At 69.5% G+C, this 17,318-nt stretch carries 16 protein-coding genes; 9 read left to right on the forward strand and 7 right to left on the reverse strand.

What is annotated here, in order from left to right; translation table 11 throughout:
* Window positions 1–4 precede the first annotated feature (4 nt).
* From QF046_RS12105 to mshB, 5 genes are all read right to left on the reverse strand, one after another.
* Window positions 5–1,747, reverse strand: a complete 1,743-nt coding sequence (locus tag QF046_RS12105) for an iron ABC transporter permease (protein WP_307370107.1) — start codon at window positions 1,745–1,747, stop codon at window positions 5–7.
* Window positions 1,747–2,832, reverse strand: coding sequence for an ABC transporter ATP-binding protein (locus QF046_RS12110; protein ID WP_307370108.1), 1,086 nt, complete (start codon window positions 2,830–2,832; stop codon window positions 1,747–1,749). Before QF046_RS12110 ends, QF046_RS12105 begins: the two co-directional genes overlap by 1 nt.
* Before the next feature lie 8 nt (window positions 2,833–2,840).
* Complete coding sequence (locus QF046_RS12115) at window positions 2,841–3,941, reverse strand: extracellular solute-binding protein (RefSeq protein ID WP_307370110.1); 1,101 nt, start codon at window positions 3,939–3,941, stop codon at window positions 2,841–2,843.
* A gap of 79 nt (window positions 3,942–4,020) precedes the next feature.
* Window positions 4,021–5,139, reverse strand: coding sequence for an ROK family transcriptional regulator (locus QF046_RS12120; RefSeq protein ID WP_307370113.1), 1,119 nt, complete (start codon window positions 5,137–5,139; stop codon window positions 4,021–4,023).
* Complete coding sequence (gene mshB, locus QF046_RS12125) at window positions 5,139–6,041, reverse strand: N-acetyl-1-D-myo-inositol-2-amino-2-deoxy-alpha-D-glucopyranoside deacetylase (protein ID WP_307370114.1); 903 nt, start codon at window positions 6,039–6,041, stop codon at window positions 5,139–5,141. The genes QF046_RS12120 and mshB overlap by 1 nt, the downstream gene beginning before the upstream one ends.
* Before the next feature lie 178 nt (window positions 6,042–6,219).
* Between mshB and QF046_RS12130 the strand changes: the two genes are divergently transcribed.
* The 9 genes from QF046_RS12130 to QF046_RS12170 all read left to right on the forward strand — a co-directional run bounded on the left by QF046_RS12130 (window position 6,220) and on the right by QF046_RS12170 (window position 15,101).
* On the forward strand, window positions 6,220–7,218 hold the full coding sequence (locus QF046_RS12130) for a metal ABC transporter solute-binding protein, Zn/Mn family (protein WP_307370115.1): 999 nt from the start codon (window positions 6,220–6,222) through the stop codon (window positions 7,216–7,218).
* Window positions 7,219–7,229: 11 nt separating this feature from the next.
* Entirely contained in the window at window positions 7,230–8,099 is an 870-nt protein-coding gene (locus QF046_RS12135; RefSeq protein ID WP_307370116.1) for a metal ABC transporter ATP-binding protein, read from the forward strand.
* Window positions 8,096–8,950 (forward strand): metal ABC transporter permease, encoded by an 855-nt coding sequence (locus tag QF046_RS12140; protein WP_307370118.1) that lies wholly within the window; start codon window positions 8,096–8,098, stop codon window positions 8,948–8,950. Before QF046_RS12135 ends, QF046_RS12140 begins: the two co-directional genes overlap by 4 nt.
* A gap of 97 nt (window positions 8,951–9,047) precedes the next feature.
* Entirely contained in the window at window positions 9,048–10,433 is a 1,386-nt protein-coding gene (locus QF046_RS12145) for a DivIVA domain-containing protein (protein ID WP_307370119.1), read from the forward strand.
* 111 nt (window positions 10,434–10,544) lie between these two features.
* On the forward strand, window positions 10,545–10,958 hold the full coding sequence (locus tag QF046_RS12150; protein ID WP_307370120.1) for a Fur family transcriptional regulator: 414 nt from the start codon (window positions 10,545–10,547) through the stop codon (window positions 10,956–10,958).
* A 68-nt stretch (window positions 10,959–11,026) separates the two neighbouring features.
* The gene (locus QF046_RS12155) at window positions 11,027–12,004 is read left to right on the forward strand and encodes a permease (RefSeq protein WP_307372830.1); all 978 of its coding nucleotides are present in this window, start codon (window positions 11,027–11,029) and stop codon (window positions 12,002–12,004) included.
* Window positions 11,997–12,773, forward strand: a complete 777-nt coding sequence (locus QF046_RS12160; protein ID WP_307370122.1) for a TIGR03943 family protein — start codon at window positions 11,997–11,999, stop codon at window positions 12,771–12,773. The genes QF046_RS12155 and QF046_RS12160 overlap by 8 nt, the downstream gene beginning before the upstream one ends.
* Window positions 12,763–14,421: a hypothetical protein gene (locus tag QF046_RS12165; protein ID WP_307370123.1), complete on the forward strand. Its 1,659-nt coding sequence runs from the start codon at window positions 12,763–12,765 to the stop codon at window positions 14,419–14,421. Before QF046_RS12160 ends, QF046_RS12165 begins: the two co-directional genes overlap by 11 nt.
* Window positions 14,418–15,101, forward strand: a complete 684-nt coding sequence (locus QF046_RS12170) for a DNA-3-methyladenine glycosylase (RefSeq protein WP_307370124.1) — start codon at window positions 14,418–14,420, stop codon at window positions 15,099–15,101. Before QF046_RS12165 ends, QF046_RS12170 begins: the two co-directional genes overlap by 4 nt.
* Before the next feature lie 6 nt (window positions 15,102–15,107).
* Here the strand turns inward: QF046_RS12170 and QF046_RS12175 are convergent, their stop codons facing one another.
* Both QF046_RS12175 and QF046_RS12180 read right to left on the reverse strand, forming a co-directional pair.
* A complete protein-coding gene (locus QF046_RS12175; RefSeq protein ID WP_307370125.1) occupies window positions 15,108–16,109 on the reverse strand; it encodes a LacI family DNA-binding transcriptional regulator in 1,002 nt (333 codons plus the stop codon).
* Entirely contained in the window at window positions 16,099–17,307 is a 1,209-nt protein-coding gene (locus QF046_RS12180) for a Gfo/Idh/MocA family protein (RefSeq protein WP_307370127.1), read from the reverse strand. Before QF046_RS12180 ends, QF046_RS12175 begins: the two co-directional genes overlap by 11 nt.
* Window positions 17,308–17,318: the final 11 nt, after the last annotated feature.

Raw genomic sequence — 17,318 nt, forward strand, 5'->3', positions numbered from 1 at the left:
CGGTTCAGAGCGTGACTGCGGTGCCTTGCTTCGCCTCCATCCGGCGGGTGATGATCAGCACGCCGAGCACCAGGAGCACCTGGATCATGCCGTAGACCGAACCCGTGCCGATGTTGCCCTGATAGTTCTCGTTGTTGATGGCGATCGACAGCGGAACCCAGGCGGGGGTGTAGATCAGGATGCTGGCGACGAACTCGCCCACGCCGTCGACGAAGGCCAGCAGTGCGCCGGCCATGATGCCGCGGGAGACGAGCGGGAGCACCACCTTGCGGAACGCGTACCACCAGCTCGCGCCGAGGCTGCGCGCGGCATCCTCGAGATTCGGATCCAGCTGAGAGAACGACGCGAACGTCGAACGGAAGATGAGCGGGTTGAATCGCACGAAGTACGCCAGCGGCAGGATCGCGAAGGTGCCGACGAGCACCTGGCCGAAGGCGAACGGCGAGGGGCTGGAGAACGCGGTGATCAGGTTGATCGCCACGACCGTGCCCGGCAGCGCCCAGGGAAGCATGATCGCGATGTCGAGGACGAGCTTGCCGCGGAAGTGCATGCGGCTCATCACGTACGCCGCACCGGCGCCGAGGATCATGGCGCCTCCGACCGCGATCAGGCTCATCAGCAGCGAGTTGGTCACCGGACGCCAGAAGTCCGCACCCTCGAACAGCTGCGCCCACCATTCCAGGGTGTAGCCGGTGGGCAGCACGCTGCGCAGCCATCCGCCCTTCGCGGTGAACGACAGCACCGCGATCATCACGATGGGCAGCACCAGGAAGAGGGTCGTCGGCACGGCGATGATGACCAGCAGCACCTTCAGCGGTGTCGAGGTGACGGTGGAGCGCTTGCGGCCACCGCCCTTGGACTGGGTGCGGTACACCTTGCGCTGCTCGTACGAGCGGATGATCGCGAGGAACACGATCGAGATGATCGCGAGGGTGGTGGAGATGATGGAGGCCAGCCGCATGTCGCCATTGGTCTTGGCGATCACGATCTGCTGCGTCATCACATCCGTGTACTGGAACAGCAGCGGCGCCGTGTACGAGGACATCGCCGACATGAAGGTGATGAGCGAGCCGGCGACGAGAGCGGGGGTCAGCATCGGGAGCACGACCTTGCGCCAGACGCGCCCCGTGCTCGCACCCATCGACTCGGCCGCCTCCTCCAGGGAGGAGTCGGCGTTGGCCAGCGCGGCCGATACCGTGAGGAAGAAGTAGGGGTACATCGTCATGGCGTGCACGATCAGCACGCCGGCCAGGCCCTGCAGCCAGAATGTCTGCTGGTCGAAGCCGAACCACTCCTGCATCGCGAACGGGATGCGCCCGCCGACGCCGAACAGCAGCTTGAACGACCACACGCCCATCAGCGGCGGCAGGGCGATCGGCAGCAGGGCGAGCACCTGGCAGATCCGACGGCCGGGGAAGTCCCAGCGCGTGAGCAGGATGGCGACGGCGGTGCCGAGCAGCCCGGCCACCAGCACCGAGAGCAGCGACAGCACGATCGAGCCGCCGATGGCGGAGGTCTGGGTCGGATTGGCGAAGAAGTCGCTCCACGCCTTGAACGAGAACCCGAGCACTGCCGCCTTGTCCTGGGAGATGCTGCGGCGCGCGGTCGCGATCATGGGACCGATCACGTAGCCGAGCAGCACCACGCCCAGCAGGACGAGGGTGAGGACGGTGGACCAGCGGCGGCGGATCCACGGTGGGCGCTTGGACGGGCCGGTGACCCGCTGCGCGTTGGTCAGCGTGGTCATCACTGCTCCGCCGGGACGCAGTAGGCGGACTCCTCCGGCAGGACCACGCGCAGGGGGTCGCCCCGTTCGGGCCGGGCGTGCGTGCCCGTCAGATCGACCTTGATGCGGCCGATCGAGGTGTCCAGTTCGCAGGAGAGCGAGTAGCCGATGAAATCGACGTCGACCACGATTCCCGAGACGACGTTCGCCACCTCGCCGTCCGTCGCCGGGCGGACGTTCTCCGCGCGGACGGTCGCGACCAGCGCGGATCCGGATGCGAAGGAGACATCGGGTGCGGCGTTCTCGGTGCGCACGTGCAGCGTGCTGCCGTCTGCGAGGTCGAGCACCGCGCGCCCGCCGTCCACCCGGCGCACGGTGGCGTCGAGCAGGTTGTTGCGGCCGAGGAACCCCGCGACGAACGCGGTGCGCGGGTGGCTGTACACCTCATCGGGCGTGCCCACCTGGTGCACCACCGCGGTGTTCATGACGGCGATGCGAGTGGACATCGCCAGAGCCTCGGCCTGGTCGTGCGTGACGTAGACCGAGGTGATGCCTGTCTCGGCGTGCAGATCGCGCAGCGCGCCGCGCATCTCCAGACGCAGCTTCGCGTCGAGGTTCGACATCGGTTCGTCCAGCAGGAGCAGCTGGGGGCGGAAGACGAGCGCTCGGGCGAGCGCGACACGCTGCTGCTGCCCGCCCGAGAGCTCGTCGACGCGGGCGCCCGCCTGAGCGGCGAGTCCCACCTGTGCCAGCACGTCGCGGATGCGACGCTCGGCCTCGGCCTTCTGCACCTTGCGCACGTCGAGTCCGAATCCGACGTTGCGCGTGACGGACATGTGCGGGAACAGCGCGTAGTTCTGGAAGACCAGACCCACGTCGCGCTTGCTCGCCGGCGCGTACGTCACGTCGCGATCGTCGAAGTGGATCGTGCCGCTGTCGGGCTCCTCGAAGCCGGCGATTATGCGCAGCGTCGTCGACTTGCCGCAACCCGACGGACCGAGCAGAGTGAAGAACTCCCCGTCGGCGACCGTCAGATCGATGCCGTCCACGACGGTGCCCGAACGCGCGAACGACTTGCGCAGCTGGTGCAGTGCGACCGAGACCATGTGTCAGATCAGCCCTTGTCCTTGATGTTGTCGGCCCAGTACGTCATCCACTCGTCCTGGTGCTCGGCGAAGACGGCCCAGTCGATCTTCATCTCGTTGAGGTCGAAGTCCTTCATCCAGTCGGGCTGGTCGCCCTCGGGGATGTCCATCGCCGGGATCTGGTAGTAGTCCGAGGCGAGCTTGGCCTGCATCTTCGGCTCCATCAGGAAGTCCATGAACGCCTGACCTGCGGCCTGCTGCTTCTCGTTCTTGATGACGGCGACGCCGTCGACGAGCACGGGAGCGCCCGACTTCGGCATGATGTAGCCCCACGGACGGTTGTTCTTCAGCGGCTGGATCAGCGCGTCCTGCATGTTCCACACGGTCACCTGACCGGTGCCCTGGTCGAGCTGCGTGTACATGTCATCAGGCGTCGCCGCGTACGAGACGGTGTTCGCGTCGATCTTCTTCAGCAGGTCGTAGCCGGCATCCGGCTTGCCGTCCGCATCGAAGGCCGAGTAGACCATCGAGGCGTAGATCGTGCGCATGGTGCCCGAGGGCATGACATCGCGGATGACGATCTTGTCCTTCCACTCGGGCTTGGCGAGGTCCGCCCAGTCCTGCGGAGCGCTCTTCTCGTCGAGCAGATCGGAGTTGTAGATGATGACCTCGGGAAGCAGCATCTCCGCGATCCACTGGTTGTCGGGATCCTTGTACTTGTCGTCGACGTCTCCGCCGCTCTTCGGCTCGTACGCGGAGAGCAGGCCCTCGTCGGCGGCCTGTTCGAACTGCTGCTGCGTGCCGCCCCACAGGAAACCGGCCTGCGGGTTGCCCGCCTCCGCGCGCATGCGGTCGAGGTTGTCCTGCGCGCCGGCGATGACCGTGGTCACCTTGCCCGCGTAATCGGGGTTGGCCTTCTCGAACTCGGAGACGACCCAGGCGACCTCGTCCTTGTCGCGACCGGTGTAGATGGTCAGACTCTCGCTGGGCTTCACCTCCGAGTTGTCGTCGGCGGGTGCGGTGGTCTTGGCGGGTGCGACGTCGCCGGCGCATCCGGAGAGCAGCAGGGCGCCTGCTGCGGCGAAGCCGGCGAACGCGGTCAGTCGGCGGGTGGTGGTGTGTGCCTTCATGTTCTTCCTCGTCGAGTCGATGCGGCGGATGCCGCGGGATGGATTGCGGATGGGTGGTGGGAAGGGTTCGGGATGCCGGTCATAGGCCTCCGGCCAGAAGCTGCTGCCAGCAGCGGTTCAGGGCGGAGTCGAGAACGGCATCCGGTTTGGGTCGGGCAGAGCGGATGTCGGGCAGGAAGGGGAGCTCTCCGCGCAGCGCCTCGAGCATCGCGCTGCGCTCCGATTCGCGGAACGACCTGGCGTGACCGCCGAGCAGGATCACGTGCGGGTCGAGAAGTGTGGTGATCACGGCGATCGCATGCGAGAAGGCGGCGAGCACATCGGCGCGGATGCGCAGGGCTGCGGCATCTCCGTCATCCGCGAGCGCCAGCAGGCGATCGACCGCAGGCGCGTCGACGGTGTGCCCCGCGGCCTCCAGTCGCGATGCGATCGCAAGAGTGGAGGTGGTGTCCTCGAAGTCGGTCCGGTCGGTCGCGCTCAGCGGGGACAGGCCGATCTCGCCCGCGGCGCCGTGGTCGCCCTCGATCAGGCGCCCGCCGGCGATGATGCCCGCACCGATGCCCCGGGTGCCGAGATAGAGGTAGACCGCGTTGCGGCTCGCCCGCTCGTCCAGAGTGCGGCGTTCGGATGCCATCATCAGGTTCACGTCGTTGTCGATCGTGACGACCACGCCGAACCTCTCGCGCAGCATCGAGCGCAGCGGGACCTCCTCGGTCCAGCCGATATCGGGTGCGGCGCTCACGTCGCCGGTCTCCGCATCGACGACGCCGGGCACCGCCACGCCGATGCCGAGCACGCGGGGCGTGCGCTCGATCAGCGCCGCGATGGCGTCGCCGATCGACTCAGGACTGATCACCCCGTCGATCGCCTCGGCGCGCGTCTCGGCGATGATCCCGCCGTGCAGGTTCACGCAGCGCGCGCGCAGTCCCTCGGAGGTGCACGAGACGGCGAGGAGAGCACCGTGATCGCGCACGACCTCGAGGCGGACGGGAGGCCGTCCGATCGCCTGGGCCTGGGTGCCGAGTTCGCGCAGGATGCCGTCGTCGATGAGACTGCGCACCAGTCGGGTGATCAGAGACGAGCTGACGCCGAACTGCTCGACGAGATCGGTGCGGCTCTTGCGCTGCTCGTGCAGGGCGCCGACCACGCGGGCGCGCTGCGTGCGCCGGTCATCGAGGGCGAGCGTCGGGCGCGACATCAGCGGTCCTCGTCGGAGGGGCGTGAGGCCTCGGGCAGCAGTGAGGTCTCGTAGTCGGCCGCGGTGCGGTGGCCGCCCTTGACGCGGATGAACCACTCCCGGTCCTGGATGCGCATGCCGCGACCGGATGCGAGCACCCAGTACGCGCCCTTGACGGTGAGCTGCGTGCGATGGCACGCGAGCGCCGCGGTCTTCGCGGCGAGGTGGTCCGACACGTCGAACTCGACGTCGATCGCCGCGTCGTCGTGCACCCCGTCCGGATACTCCCGCGGGTCGGGGTCGACCCAGAGCCCGAGCTCGTCGGCATGTCGGGCCAGTTCGGTCAGCTCCGCGACGATGAGCTCTCGGGGCACCGCTGTCCAGTAGACGAGTGGCACGTCCCAGACCGACGCGTCGAGCGCGACCGTCGGGTCGGCCGCGAGCTCGACGCCGCGCATGGCGACACGGTGGGTCTGGATGTGGTCCGGGTGGCCGTAGCCGCCGTTCGGGTCATAGGTGATCACGGCCTGAGGGCGGACCTCACGGATGATCTCGGCCATCTGCAGGCCCGCCTCGTCGAGGTCGGCCTGCCAGAAGGCGTCCGGGCGATCGTTCGCCGGGATGCCCATCCGGCCGGAGTCGCGGTAGCGACCGGCGCCGCCGAGATAGCGGTGGTCCGTGACGCCGAGCGCGGAGACGGCGCCAGCGAGCTCTTGGGCACGTTCCGGCCCGAGCTGATCGTCCTCGTCGGCGTGCAGATGCTGCAGCTCGGGAACGGCGATCCGGCCCTGTTCGCCCTGAGTCGAGGTGACGACGGTGACGCCATGACCCTCCGCGACGAGCCGTGCGATCGTCCCTCCCGTGGCGCAGCTCTCGTCATCGGGATGAGCATGCGCGAGAAGCACGTGCGAGCTGGCCGCCATGGCGATCTCCTCTGGGCGTCGGGGGCTGTCCTTGTGAAGTGACCTTGTGAAGTGACTTTGATTCTGCCAGCAAGAATCAAAGCCTGACAGACCGGAAAATAAGTCGGGTGGAGCGCGATTCTCATTCTCGGCATGACCCTTGTTGAGAATGGTTCTCATTTGCATTAGTGTCCAACGCATGCACAAACGCCTCGCCGCCCTCGCGCTCGCCGCAGCCTCCGTCGCCGTCCTCTCCGGATGCTCCACTACCGCACCGGCGAGCAGTGCGGACGGCACCGTCCAGGTGATCGCGTCGACCAACGTCTACGGGTCCCTCGCCGCCGCGATCGGCGGAGACCGCGTCACGGTCACGAGCCTGATCGACTCGGCCGCGAAGGATCCGCACTCCTACGAGGCCACCGCGCGCGACCGCCTCGCCGTGCAGGGCGCCGACCTCGTGATCGAGAACGGCGGCGGCTACGACTCGTTCATGGAGCAGCTGCGTGACGGCTCGGATGCCAAGGTCATCACCGCCGCCGAGTCGGCCCACGACTTCCCGGGCGCAGCGGACGAGCACGCCGACGAGCATGCGGATGAGCACGCCGACGAGCACGCGGGTGAAACCGCCGAGGAGCACGCCGAGCACGCCGACGAGCACGACCACGCCCACATCGAGGGCTTCAACGAGCACGTCTGGTTCGATCCGCACACCATCTCCCACGTCGCCGAGCAGATCACGACCGATCTGACCGAGCTCGACCCGGCGGGCAAGGCCGACTTCGCCGCCAACGCGAAGAAGCTGACCGACGACCTGGAGGCGATCGAGGGCGAGCTCGAGACGCTGCACGGCAAGCTCGAGGGCACCCCGGTGTTCATCACCGAGCCTCTTCCCGGCCGCCTCGCTGCAGCGGTCGGGCTCGACGATGTCACCCCCGACGGCTTCGCCTCCGCGGTCGAGGAGGGCAACGATGTCGCGCCCGCCACTCTGCTCGAGGCGCTCGAGCTCATCAAGGCCGACAAGGTCAGCGCGGTTCTCGCCAACGCCCAAACCGGAGGCAGCGAGACGAGCCGCGTGGAGGATGCCGCGAAGCAGGCCGGTATCCCCGTGCTGACCTTCAGCGAGCTTCTCGAGCCCGATCAGTCGTACGCTGAGTGGATGCGCGCCGCGATCTCGGACCTCGCCGCCCTCCACAAGTGAGCGGCGGTGAAGTGAGTGGCGGTCCCCAGCTGAAGGACGCCGCACCCCAGCCGGTCCTGGCGATCGAGGGTGCGGCCCTTCATCGCGACGGCAGCGAACTCTGGTCCCGTCTCGACCTGGAGCTGCAGCCGGGGGAGTTCGTCGCCGTGCTCGGCCCGTCCGGTTCCGGCAAGACCACTCTGCTGCGCAGCATCCTGGGCCTTCAGCCGCTCTCCGCAGGCAGCATCCGCGTCGCCGGCACCCCCGTGCAGCGCGGTGACGCGCGCATCGGCTACATCCCCCAGCAGCGACCACTGCCGCCGGAGACCAGTCTGCGCGCCCGCGACCTCGTCGCCCTGGGCGTGAACGGCACCCGATTCGGGCTGCCGATCCCGCGCCGCGGCGACCGGGCGCGCGTGGACGCGCTGCTCGAAGGCGTCGGCGCCTCGCACTACGGCGATCGCCCCGTCGGACTCCTCTCCGGCGGTGAGCAGCAGCGGCTGCGCGTCGGTCAGGCCCTCGCCGATCGTCCTGCCCTGCTGCTGTGCGACGAGCCGCTGTCGAACCTCGATCTCGCGAATCAGCGCGGCGTGACCGACATCATCGACCGTGAGCGGCGCGAGAACGGCACCGCCGTGCTGTTCGTCACCCACGACATCAACCCGATCCTCGATCGCGTCGACCGCATCCTCTACATCGCCGGCGGACGCTTCCTGCTCGGCACGCCCGAAGAGGTGCTGCAGACACACGTGCTCAGCCGGCTCTACGGCACCCCGGTGTTCGTGTTCCGGGCGGGTGGCCGGCTGGTCGTCGTCGGAGTGCCGGATGCCGAGACGCATCACGAACACGACGGCGAGGAGCCGATCACGACGAGCACCATCACCCCCGGCGGCCACGCGTGAACCCGCTGGTCGACTGGGGCGACGTCTTCTCCTTCCAGGACTACGGGCAGCTGCTCGCCCTGCTGTCGAACTCGCTGATCGCCGGTGCGGTGCTGGGCCTGGTGGGCGGGCTGATCAGCACGTTCATCATGCAGCGCGACCTGGCCTTCGCCGTGCACGGCGTGAGCGAGCTGTCCTTCGCGGGCGCGGCTGCCGCCCTGCTGTTCGGCGGCAGCGTGGTGGTCGGGTCGATCGGCGGAGCTCTGATCGCGGCGATCCTGATCGGCGTGCTCGGGGCGCGCGCCCGCGACCGCAATTCGATCGTCGGCGTGCTGATGCCGTTCGGACTGGGCCTCGGCATCCTGTTCCTCTCCCTCTACGAGGGCCGCAGCGCCAACCGTTTCGGCCTGCTCACCGGGCAGATCGTCTCGGTCTCAAGCCCCGACCTCGGCTGGCTGATCGGCATCAGCGTGGTCGTGCTGGTGGGGCTCCTGCTGATGTGGAACCCACTGCGCTTCGACTCCCTGGACCCCGAGTCCGCGGCCGCGCGCGGCGTGCCCACTCGGGCCGTGAGCCTGGCGTTCATGGTGCTGCTCGGCCTGATCGTCGCGGTGAGCGTGCACATCATCGGCGCCCTGCTCGTGATGGCGCTGCTGGTGACCCCGGCTGCCGCGGCCACCCGATTGTCGGCGGGGCCGGTCGCCGTTCCGGTGCTGGCGGCGCTGTTCGGATTCGTGTCCGCGGTCGGCGGCATCCTGCTGGCCCTGGCGGGCACCCTTCCGGTCAGCCCGTACATCACGACGATCTCGTTCCTCATCTACGGCGGATGCTGGATCGCGCAGCGCATCCGCACCCGCATCCGCCGCGTCTGAGGGTCGCACCGAAAGGGCGGCATCTCGTCCCCATGCCGGGGCTCGGGGTGACATCATTGTCAGTCGGGGGCAGGCTTCTTTCAGAAAGGTGGCGTTCGTGAGCGACTCGCACGAGCCGGACAACGCACAGAACGGTGATTTCTTCGATCAGCTGCTGACCGCAGCGCCGAAGGATCACGCGTCATTCACGCAGGCGTTCCGCGGGTACGACAAGGCGGAGGTGGATGCTGCGCTCGCGACGATGCGCGACCAGCTGGCGCGTCTGAGCACCGACCGCGAGGGCACGGATTCGCGCCACCGCGAGTCGCTGGACGCGCTGCGCGCCGAGAACGAGCGCGCGCTCGCCGATGCGATGGCCCAGCACGACGCCCGCGTCGCCCGTCTGGAAGATGAGCTGGCCGCCGCCCGCGCGCAGGCCGATGACGCCGCCTCGCAGGTGAGCACGCTCGCCTCGGAGCTGAGCGATGCCCCGCGGGGTGAGGACGCCCCGCAGAGTCGCCAGCAGTTCGAGGCGGTGCTGCGCGTGGCCGAGGAGCAGGCGAGCGTGCTGATCCAGAACGCCGCCACGCAGGCCGAGCGGCTGCTCGACGCCGCCCGCGAGGAGGCCGACAACAAGCGGTCCGAGCTCGCCGCCGACGTCGCCCGCATCACTGCTCAGGCTCAGCACGATGCCGACCAGGTGCGCCTGAAGATCGACACCGAGCTCACCGCGCACGAGGCGCGCCTGGAGCGCGAGTCGTCGCACGCCGCCGAGAGGGTCACCCAGGCCGAGCAGGAGGCCGCGACCGTCCGCACCGAGGCCGAGAAGGGCGCGGCGGCGCTGCGTTCCATGGTCACCCGTGAGACGACCGACCTGCGCTCGGACGCCGAGCGCGAGGTGCGGGAGATGAACGCCCGCGTGCTGGAGTTCGAGGAGACCCTCACCCGTCGACAGGATGACGCGCAGCAGGAGTTCCTGGTGCTGCACAACCAGGCCGTCGCGCACGCCGAGCGCATCACGACGGATGCCAACGAGCAGGTGTCCGCATCACTGGAGCACGCGCAGCGCATCTCGTCGAAGGCCGATGACTACGAGCGTCTGATGCGCTCGCAGGCGCAGGCCATCGAGGCCGAGGCGCAGGTGAAATCCCGCGAGACGCTCGAGCGGGCGCGCGCCAAGGCGCAGAAGATCATCGAGTCGGTCACCGGCCACGCCACCGGCGCCCTCCGCGACGCCGAGGACCGCACGCGTCAGTTGCGCTGGCAGCAGCAGCAGCTGAACAGCTTCATGGCGGAGGTGCGCGAGCTGATCCGCCCTGAGGGCGTGCTCGCCGCTCCGGCGTCGGAGGCCTCGGCCGCGGCATCCGATGAGGAAGACGTCGATGCCGAGCTGGATGCCCTCCTCGACGAGCCCGAGATCGCCGACGAGGACGACGACGAGCCCGAGCTCGCCGCCGAGGACGACGGCGACGCTGAAGACGAAGACGAGGACGCGGAGGCGTAGTCCCTGATTCGACGACTTCCCGGGCTCGCTGCGTGCGCGCCCGGGAAGTCGCGCCTTCGGGCCCCGCAGACGGGCGGAGCCTCTCACAGGCTCCCGGCCTAGACTCGGAGCATGGCTCAGCGGAACACCTGGCAGCGTGAACGCGTGCGCGACGCGCTCACGGACGCGCCAGGGTTCGTGAGTGCGCAGACCCTGCACGCCGACCTGCGACAGGCGAACACCGGCATCGGACTCGCCACCGTGTACCGAGCCCTGGCCGGTCTCGCGGCGACCGGCGAGGCAGACTCGCTGCAGAGCCCGGAAGGCGAGGCGCTGTACCGCGCCTGCGCCACGCAGGGCCACCACCACCACCTGATCTGCCGCTCCTGCGGGAAGGCCGTCGAGATCGAGGCGAAGGACGTCGAGCAGTGGGCGCAGCGCGTCGCCGCCCAGCACGGCTTCCGCGACCCCGAGCACGTGGTCGACATCTTCGGCCTGTGCGCGGAGTGCGCCGACCGCCGCGACCGCGCAGGAGCGGACGAGTGACCTCAGCCCCGGTCCGTGCGGCGCCGCCCTCCGGTGCGCCGCATGCGCATCGGCATCCGCCGCGTCGAGTGCCGATCGGCACCGCGCTGGCCGTCGGCATCGGCATCGTCGCCGTCCTCGTGCTCATCGACGTCCTGGCCCCGAGCCTGTTCCCGAAGGCGCTGCCGGATCGCGCGCAGGACGGACTGACCCTCTCACTGAGCGTGCTCATCGAGGCCCTGCCCTGGGTGATCCTCGGGGTCGTGCTGTCGATCGTGGTGCAGGTGTGGCTGCCGTCGGATGCCGTGCAGCGCTGGCTGCCGCGCAACGCCTGGCTGCGTCGCGCGGTGCTGTCGCTGCTGGGCATGTTCATCCCCGTGTGCGAGTGCGGCAACGTGCCCTTCGCGCGCGGACTGATGATGCGCGGGCTCGCACCCGCCGAGGCGATGACCTTCCTCGTCGCCGCCCCCATCGTCAACCCGATCGTCATCCTCACCACGCACGCCGCGTTCGGCTGGGACGGCGGCATCCTCGTCGCGCGTCTGGTCGGCGGCTACCTGATCGCGAACCTCATCGGCTGGATCTACAGCCGCCACTCCGACCCGCAGTCGCTGCTGACCGCGCGCTTCGTAGAGACCTGCGAGCAGGCCGCCCACGAGCCCGGGTCGCCGGTGCGGCGCAGCCTGGTCCACTTCCTCGTCGAACTGCGTGCCGTGATGCCCGCCCTCGTGATCGGCTCGGCACTGGCCGGCGCCGTGCAGGTGCTCGTCCCGCGCGATGTGCTGCTGGCGATCGGATCGAACCCGGTGCTCTCCATCCTGGCGATGGTGGCCCTGGCGATGACGGTCGCGATCTGCTCCAACGTCGACGCGTTCTTCGCGCTGTCGTTCGCCTCCACCTTCTCCTCCGGTGCGATCATCGCGTTCCTGCTGGTCGGCCCGCTGGTCGACGTGAAGATGCTCGCGTTGCTGCGCACCACCTTCACCGGGCGGGTGCTCGCCGGCCTCGTCGCCATCGTGGTGCTCGCCGCGAGCGCCATCGGGATCGGGGTGAACGTCCTTGGCTGATCCCCACGCGCCCAGTCGTGCTCACACCCTCGCCGCCCGCTGGCTGGGCGTGGGACTGGCGACCGTGATCTCGGTCGTGACGCTCGGCCTGGGCGTCACCGGACGGCTCACCCTGTACATCAGCCCCGACACGGTCTGGTTCGCCTGCGTCGCCGCTGCGGTCACGCTGGTCATCGCGGTGTGGTCGTGCATGCTTCCGCTCGGCACGGAGGGCGATCACGACCATGATCACGGCGCCGCCGCGACCGGGCCGCATGCCGTGCGGCATCGGATGCTGCAGACCGCCGCCGTCGTGAGCGGCGGCGTCATCGCATCCGTCGTGGTCCTCGCCGCGCTCGTGCTGCCCCCGGCATCCCTCTCCGCCCAGCTGGCCATGTCGCGGGCCGGCGAGGTGCCGGTGCTGTTCGCCGGGGCCGACGACGTCACGCTCGGCGTCGCCGACACCACCACCTTCGGCGTCGGCGACTGGGCGAGCGCCTTCGCCACCGCCACCCGCCCCGAGAACTACGACGGCGCGTCGGTCACGCTGACCGGCTTCGTCACCCCCGGCAAGGGGGATGCCGTCGGCCTCACCCGCATGACCATCACGCACTGCGTGATCGACGCGCAGCCCGCGACCGTGCCGCTCGGCGGGGTCACCGAGAAGTACTCCACCGGCCAGTGGGTCGAGGTGACCGGCACCGTGCGCGCCGAAGGCGACGGCACGCTGCGCGTCGAGCCGACCTCGGTGAAGAAGATCGCCGAGCCGAAGGATCCGTATGAGTACTGACGGATCGGGTGACGGCACGCCCCTCACCCGCGCTCAGCTGCGCGCGCTCCGCGCGGCCGAAGAGGCCGCCGAGGCACCGGAGGCACCCGCGCAGCATCCGGTCGCCCAGGAACCTCAGCATCCGGTTCCGCCGGTGCCGCTGCCCACGACCCCGGTCCAGGTCCCCGCGGCCCCGACCGACCCTGCTCCGCGCGCTGCTGTGCCCGCACCGGAAGCCCCCGCCCGCCCAGCCCCCGATTCGCACTCCGCAGAGGATCCGGCACGCCCACCCCGCCGCCTGCGGGACCGCCGCTTCACCCTCACGCTGCTGTCGGTGCTCGGCGTGCTCGCCCTGGTCGTCGCCGTGCTCGGAGTCGTGAGCCTCACTCAGGGTCCGCGCATCGCGCAGGTGCAGGTCAACGCGCAGCAGGCGATCGAGACCTCCGGCAGCCGGCTGATCCTCAGCGCGAATCAGCGGCTGGAGCCGGTGGATGCCGAGCAGGTCACCGTCACGCCTGCCGTGCCGTTCACCGTGGACGCGGCGGGGCGCAGCATCGGCATCCGCTTCACCGTTCCCCTGAACGACGAGACGAAGTACACCGTCTCGGTCAAGGACGCGGCAGCCACCGGAGGCGGTCCGACCGCCGATCTGACGACGAGCTTCACCACCCCGGCCTCGCACATCCTGCTGCTGCAGCGCTCCGCCGACGGTGACGACAAGATCTTCACCACCGACCTCGCCGGAAAGCGTGCGAGGCCCGTCTTCGCGCATCCGAAGATCGACGACTACCGCGCCACCTCGACCCTGCTGGTCGTCGTCGTCGAAGAGGACGACGGCTCGCACCTGCTGGTGATGAACCGCGACGGGTCGGGCGAGCACGAGCTGAAGCTCCCCGGCGAGGGATACGTCTCGTCGGTGCAGGTGTCGGACCGTGGCAACCTCGTCGGCTACAGCTACTCCGACCGCGAGCTCACCGAGACCTCCGGCCGCGCCAGCGTCCTGGTCACCCAGTCGCTCAGCGGCACGGGCAAGCCGAGCATCGTGCAGGTCGACGGCAAGGAGGCCAGCGTCGCGGAATGGCAGTTCGTCCCCGACTCGTCCTCGCTGCTGTTCATCGACTTCAACGGCGCTCTGGGCGTGGAGGATCGCAGCACGGATGCCGGAGTGAAGCCCATGGGCATCGCCGCCAGCATCCTCGGCGTCAGCCGCGGCACCTACACGGCGATCGTCGAACGCTCCGACGGAAGCATCGTGCAGCTGGACCTCACCAGCGGCGAGGAGTCGGCGCTGCCGGCATCCGACCCCGACTACGGCGACGCCGACACCATCGTCCCGTTCCCCGGAGGCACGCTGCGGCACATCGTCCAGCGCGACGCCGACGGCATGCCGACCGGGCAGGCGGTCGTGCGGGTGGGCGACAAGGGCGCGGCGAACCTGGTCACCGAGGTCAGCGGCGCGGATGCCATCCTGCAGACCTGCGTGTCGCCGAGCGGTCAGTACGCGGCGATCGTGGTCGCACCCGACCTGCCCGACAACCCCTACGACACGCTGCAGCTGCCGCTGCCCACCACGCTGCACACCCAGCTGATCGAGCTCGACGGCGACCGTGAGCTGCCCGTCCTCAGCGGATTCGACATCTCCTGGTGCGGGCAGGCGCCGCAGCCGTGACCGGCCTGCGTCCCGTGCAGCGCGCAGACCTGATGGGTCTGCCGCTGCAGGTCGCGCCGCGTCTGCTCGGCGCCACCCTGTCGACCTCGGTCGACGGCGTCGAGACGCACCTGCGCATCACCGAGGTCGAGGCGTATCACGGCAAGGGCACCGGCGACGTGCCCGACCCCGGCTCGCACGCACGGATGGGACCCACCGCCCGCAACGCCACGATGTGGGGCGAGCCCGGGCATCTCTACGTGTACCTGAGCCACGGCATCCACTCGTGCGTCAACGTCGTGTGCGGACCCGAGGGCGAGGCAGGAGGAATCCTGCTGCGCGCCGGCGAAGTGGTTCGCGGGGTGGATGCCGCCGCCGAGCGCCGTGGCGTCGCGCTGCCTCTCGGACGCACCGCGCTGCGCGACCTGGCCCGCGGGCCGGGGAGGCTCGGTCAGGCGGTCGGCCTGCGGCACGCGCTGCACGACGGCATCGACATCGCCTCGGGTGCGGAGATGAACGGCGCCGTCGCGCGCCTGCTGCTGGACGACCAGGTCCAGGACGTCTCAGCCGGTCCGCGCGTGGGCGTGGCAGGGCTCGCCGGCACCATGGCGTTCCCGTGGCGGTTCTGGATCACGGGTGATCCGACCGTCTCGCCGTTCCGGTGGGGACGCGGCGCCGCCGAGGCCGCACTCGGACTCTGAGCCGGCTCAGGCCGCCGGCCGGCACCCGCACGACTCGCGGATGCGCAGCGTGCTCGTGTACGAGCGATGGCGCGGAGCCGCATCCTGATCCAGCAGCCCCTGCACCGCCATCTCGGCCATCTGCTCGAGGGGCTGCACCGCGGTGGTCAGACGCGGCCACACGTAGTCGGCGGTGACGGTGCCGTCGAAGGAGATGATCGCGATGTCGTCGGGCACCCGGATGCCGCGTTCGCCGAACGCCGACAGCATCCCGATCGCGATCTGATCGGATGCCGCCAGCACGGCGCGCGGCAGGACGGCGGATGACGCCAGCTGCACGCCCGCGTCGTACCCGCCCTGATAGCTGAACTGGGTGTGCACGAGCGAGCCCAGAGGCAGGTCGGCGGCGGCGAGCGCCTCGCGCCAGCCGCGCTCGCGCTCGTCGTAGCGGGCCGCGCTGCCGGTGAAGGCGATGTCACGATAGCCGTGCCCGATCAGATGCTCGGTGGCCAGGCGGGCGCCGCTCGCGAAATCGACTCCGACGCTGTGCAGACCTTCCGTCTCGCCGAACTGGCCGATGACGACGGTGGGGATGCCCAGCATCTCGACCAGCGACTGCTCACCCGCCGTGAGCACGTCCGCGATCACCAGTCCGGAGATCTGCCGGGAGGCAAGATCGCGGATCTGCTCCGAGGTCGACACCTGCGAGCGGTCGGAGTTGACGATCAACAGCGATCGTCCGGCATCCGCCGTGGCCTGGTCGAGTGCGTGGCACAGCTCGGCGAAGAACGGGTTGCGGTTGTCGTGCACGAGCAGGCCGAACATGTCGGCCGCGCCCATCGACAGCGCCCGCGCGGCGGCATTCGGACGGTAGCCGAGCACCCGCACGGCGTCGAGCACGCGCTCGCGCGTGAGCGGGGCGACGTTCTTGGGGCCGGCGTTGAGCACATAGCTGACGACGGCCGTGCTGACCCCGGCATATCGGGCGACATCGGCGCGCGTCACCGAGCGCGCACGCTCAATGACCATCGGGATCACCCATGTCGGGGATCGCGAGGCGCTCTCCGCCCCGGCGGGCGGAGTCGTGCGCGATCACTCCGGGCAGGGTGAACCGTGCGGCCTGCCACGCGTTCACGGGGGGCAGGGTGCGATCGTTCACCGCACGCACGAAGTCATCCACGAGGAAATGGTGACTGCCTTCATGCCCGTTGTGCAAGGGCAGAAGCTCCGCGGGGATGCGGGCGCGGTCGGCCGCGTGGATCTCGGCGTACCCCGAGACGAACGCGTCGCGCAGCGCGGGGGCGACGTGGGCCAGCGAGGGGTCGTCGTGCGCGACCGAGGGGTGCGTGTCGATGAGGTGCGAGATGTCCTCGACGCCCTCCCTGGTCTGCCACACGGTGGTCTGCGCGAGCTGCTCGAAGGAGCCATCGGTGCCGAACCAGCGGAATCGCGATTCGCGCAGGTGCGAGGGGTAGCCCACCCGGCGGAACTCGTTGATGCGCATCGAGCCGCCCGCGGCCAGCTCGAACAGGGCGGTGGCGTTGGAGAAGTCGTTGTCGAACTGGCTCACCGAGCGGTCGAACACCCCGTCGCCGCGCTGATCGACCACGCCGATCGCCGACACCGCGGTGGCGTGGGTCGCCCAGGCGCCGAGGACCCCGCCGATCGAATGGGTCGGGTAGAGCAGGGGAGGGTAGCTCGCCGTCGCCCTCCAGTTCTCGCCGCCCGAGTACTGGTACGCCTCGTAGAAGCCCAGGTCCATGTCGTGCACATAGTCGCCCTCGCCGTAGAACAGCCGGCCGAACGCGCCCTCCGCGACCTTCTGCCTGGCGAACACCGTCGCGGGGTTGTAGTAACTGGTCTCGCCCATCATGTAGGTCAGACCGGTCTCGCGGACCGCGTCGATGATGGCCGCGATCTCGTCGACGGTGATCGCCATCGGCACCGCCGAGTACACGTGCTTGCCGGCCCGCAGCGCCTGCACGACCAGCGGACCGTGGGTCCAGCGCTGCGTGAAGATCGCGACCGCGTCGATCGCCGGTGAGGCGATCATGTCCTCGAACGAGTCGAAGGTGCCTGCCAGTTCCGCGTCGCGCACGAGATCGTCGGCTCGGGAGCCGACCACGTCGGTGACATGGACTGCGGTTACGCCGGGATGATGGTGGAAGAGCGTCGCGAACTGGCCGGCGAACTGACCTGCTCCGACGATCCCCAAGGTGAACGCCATGGCTCGAAGTC

Origin of the sequence: Microbacterium sp. W4I4, from assembly GCF_030816235.1 — a bacterium.
GTDB lineage: Bacteria > Actinomycetota > Actinomycetes > Actinomycetales > Microbacteriaceae > Microbacterium.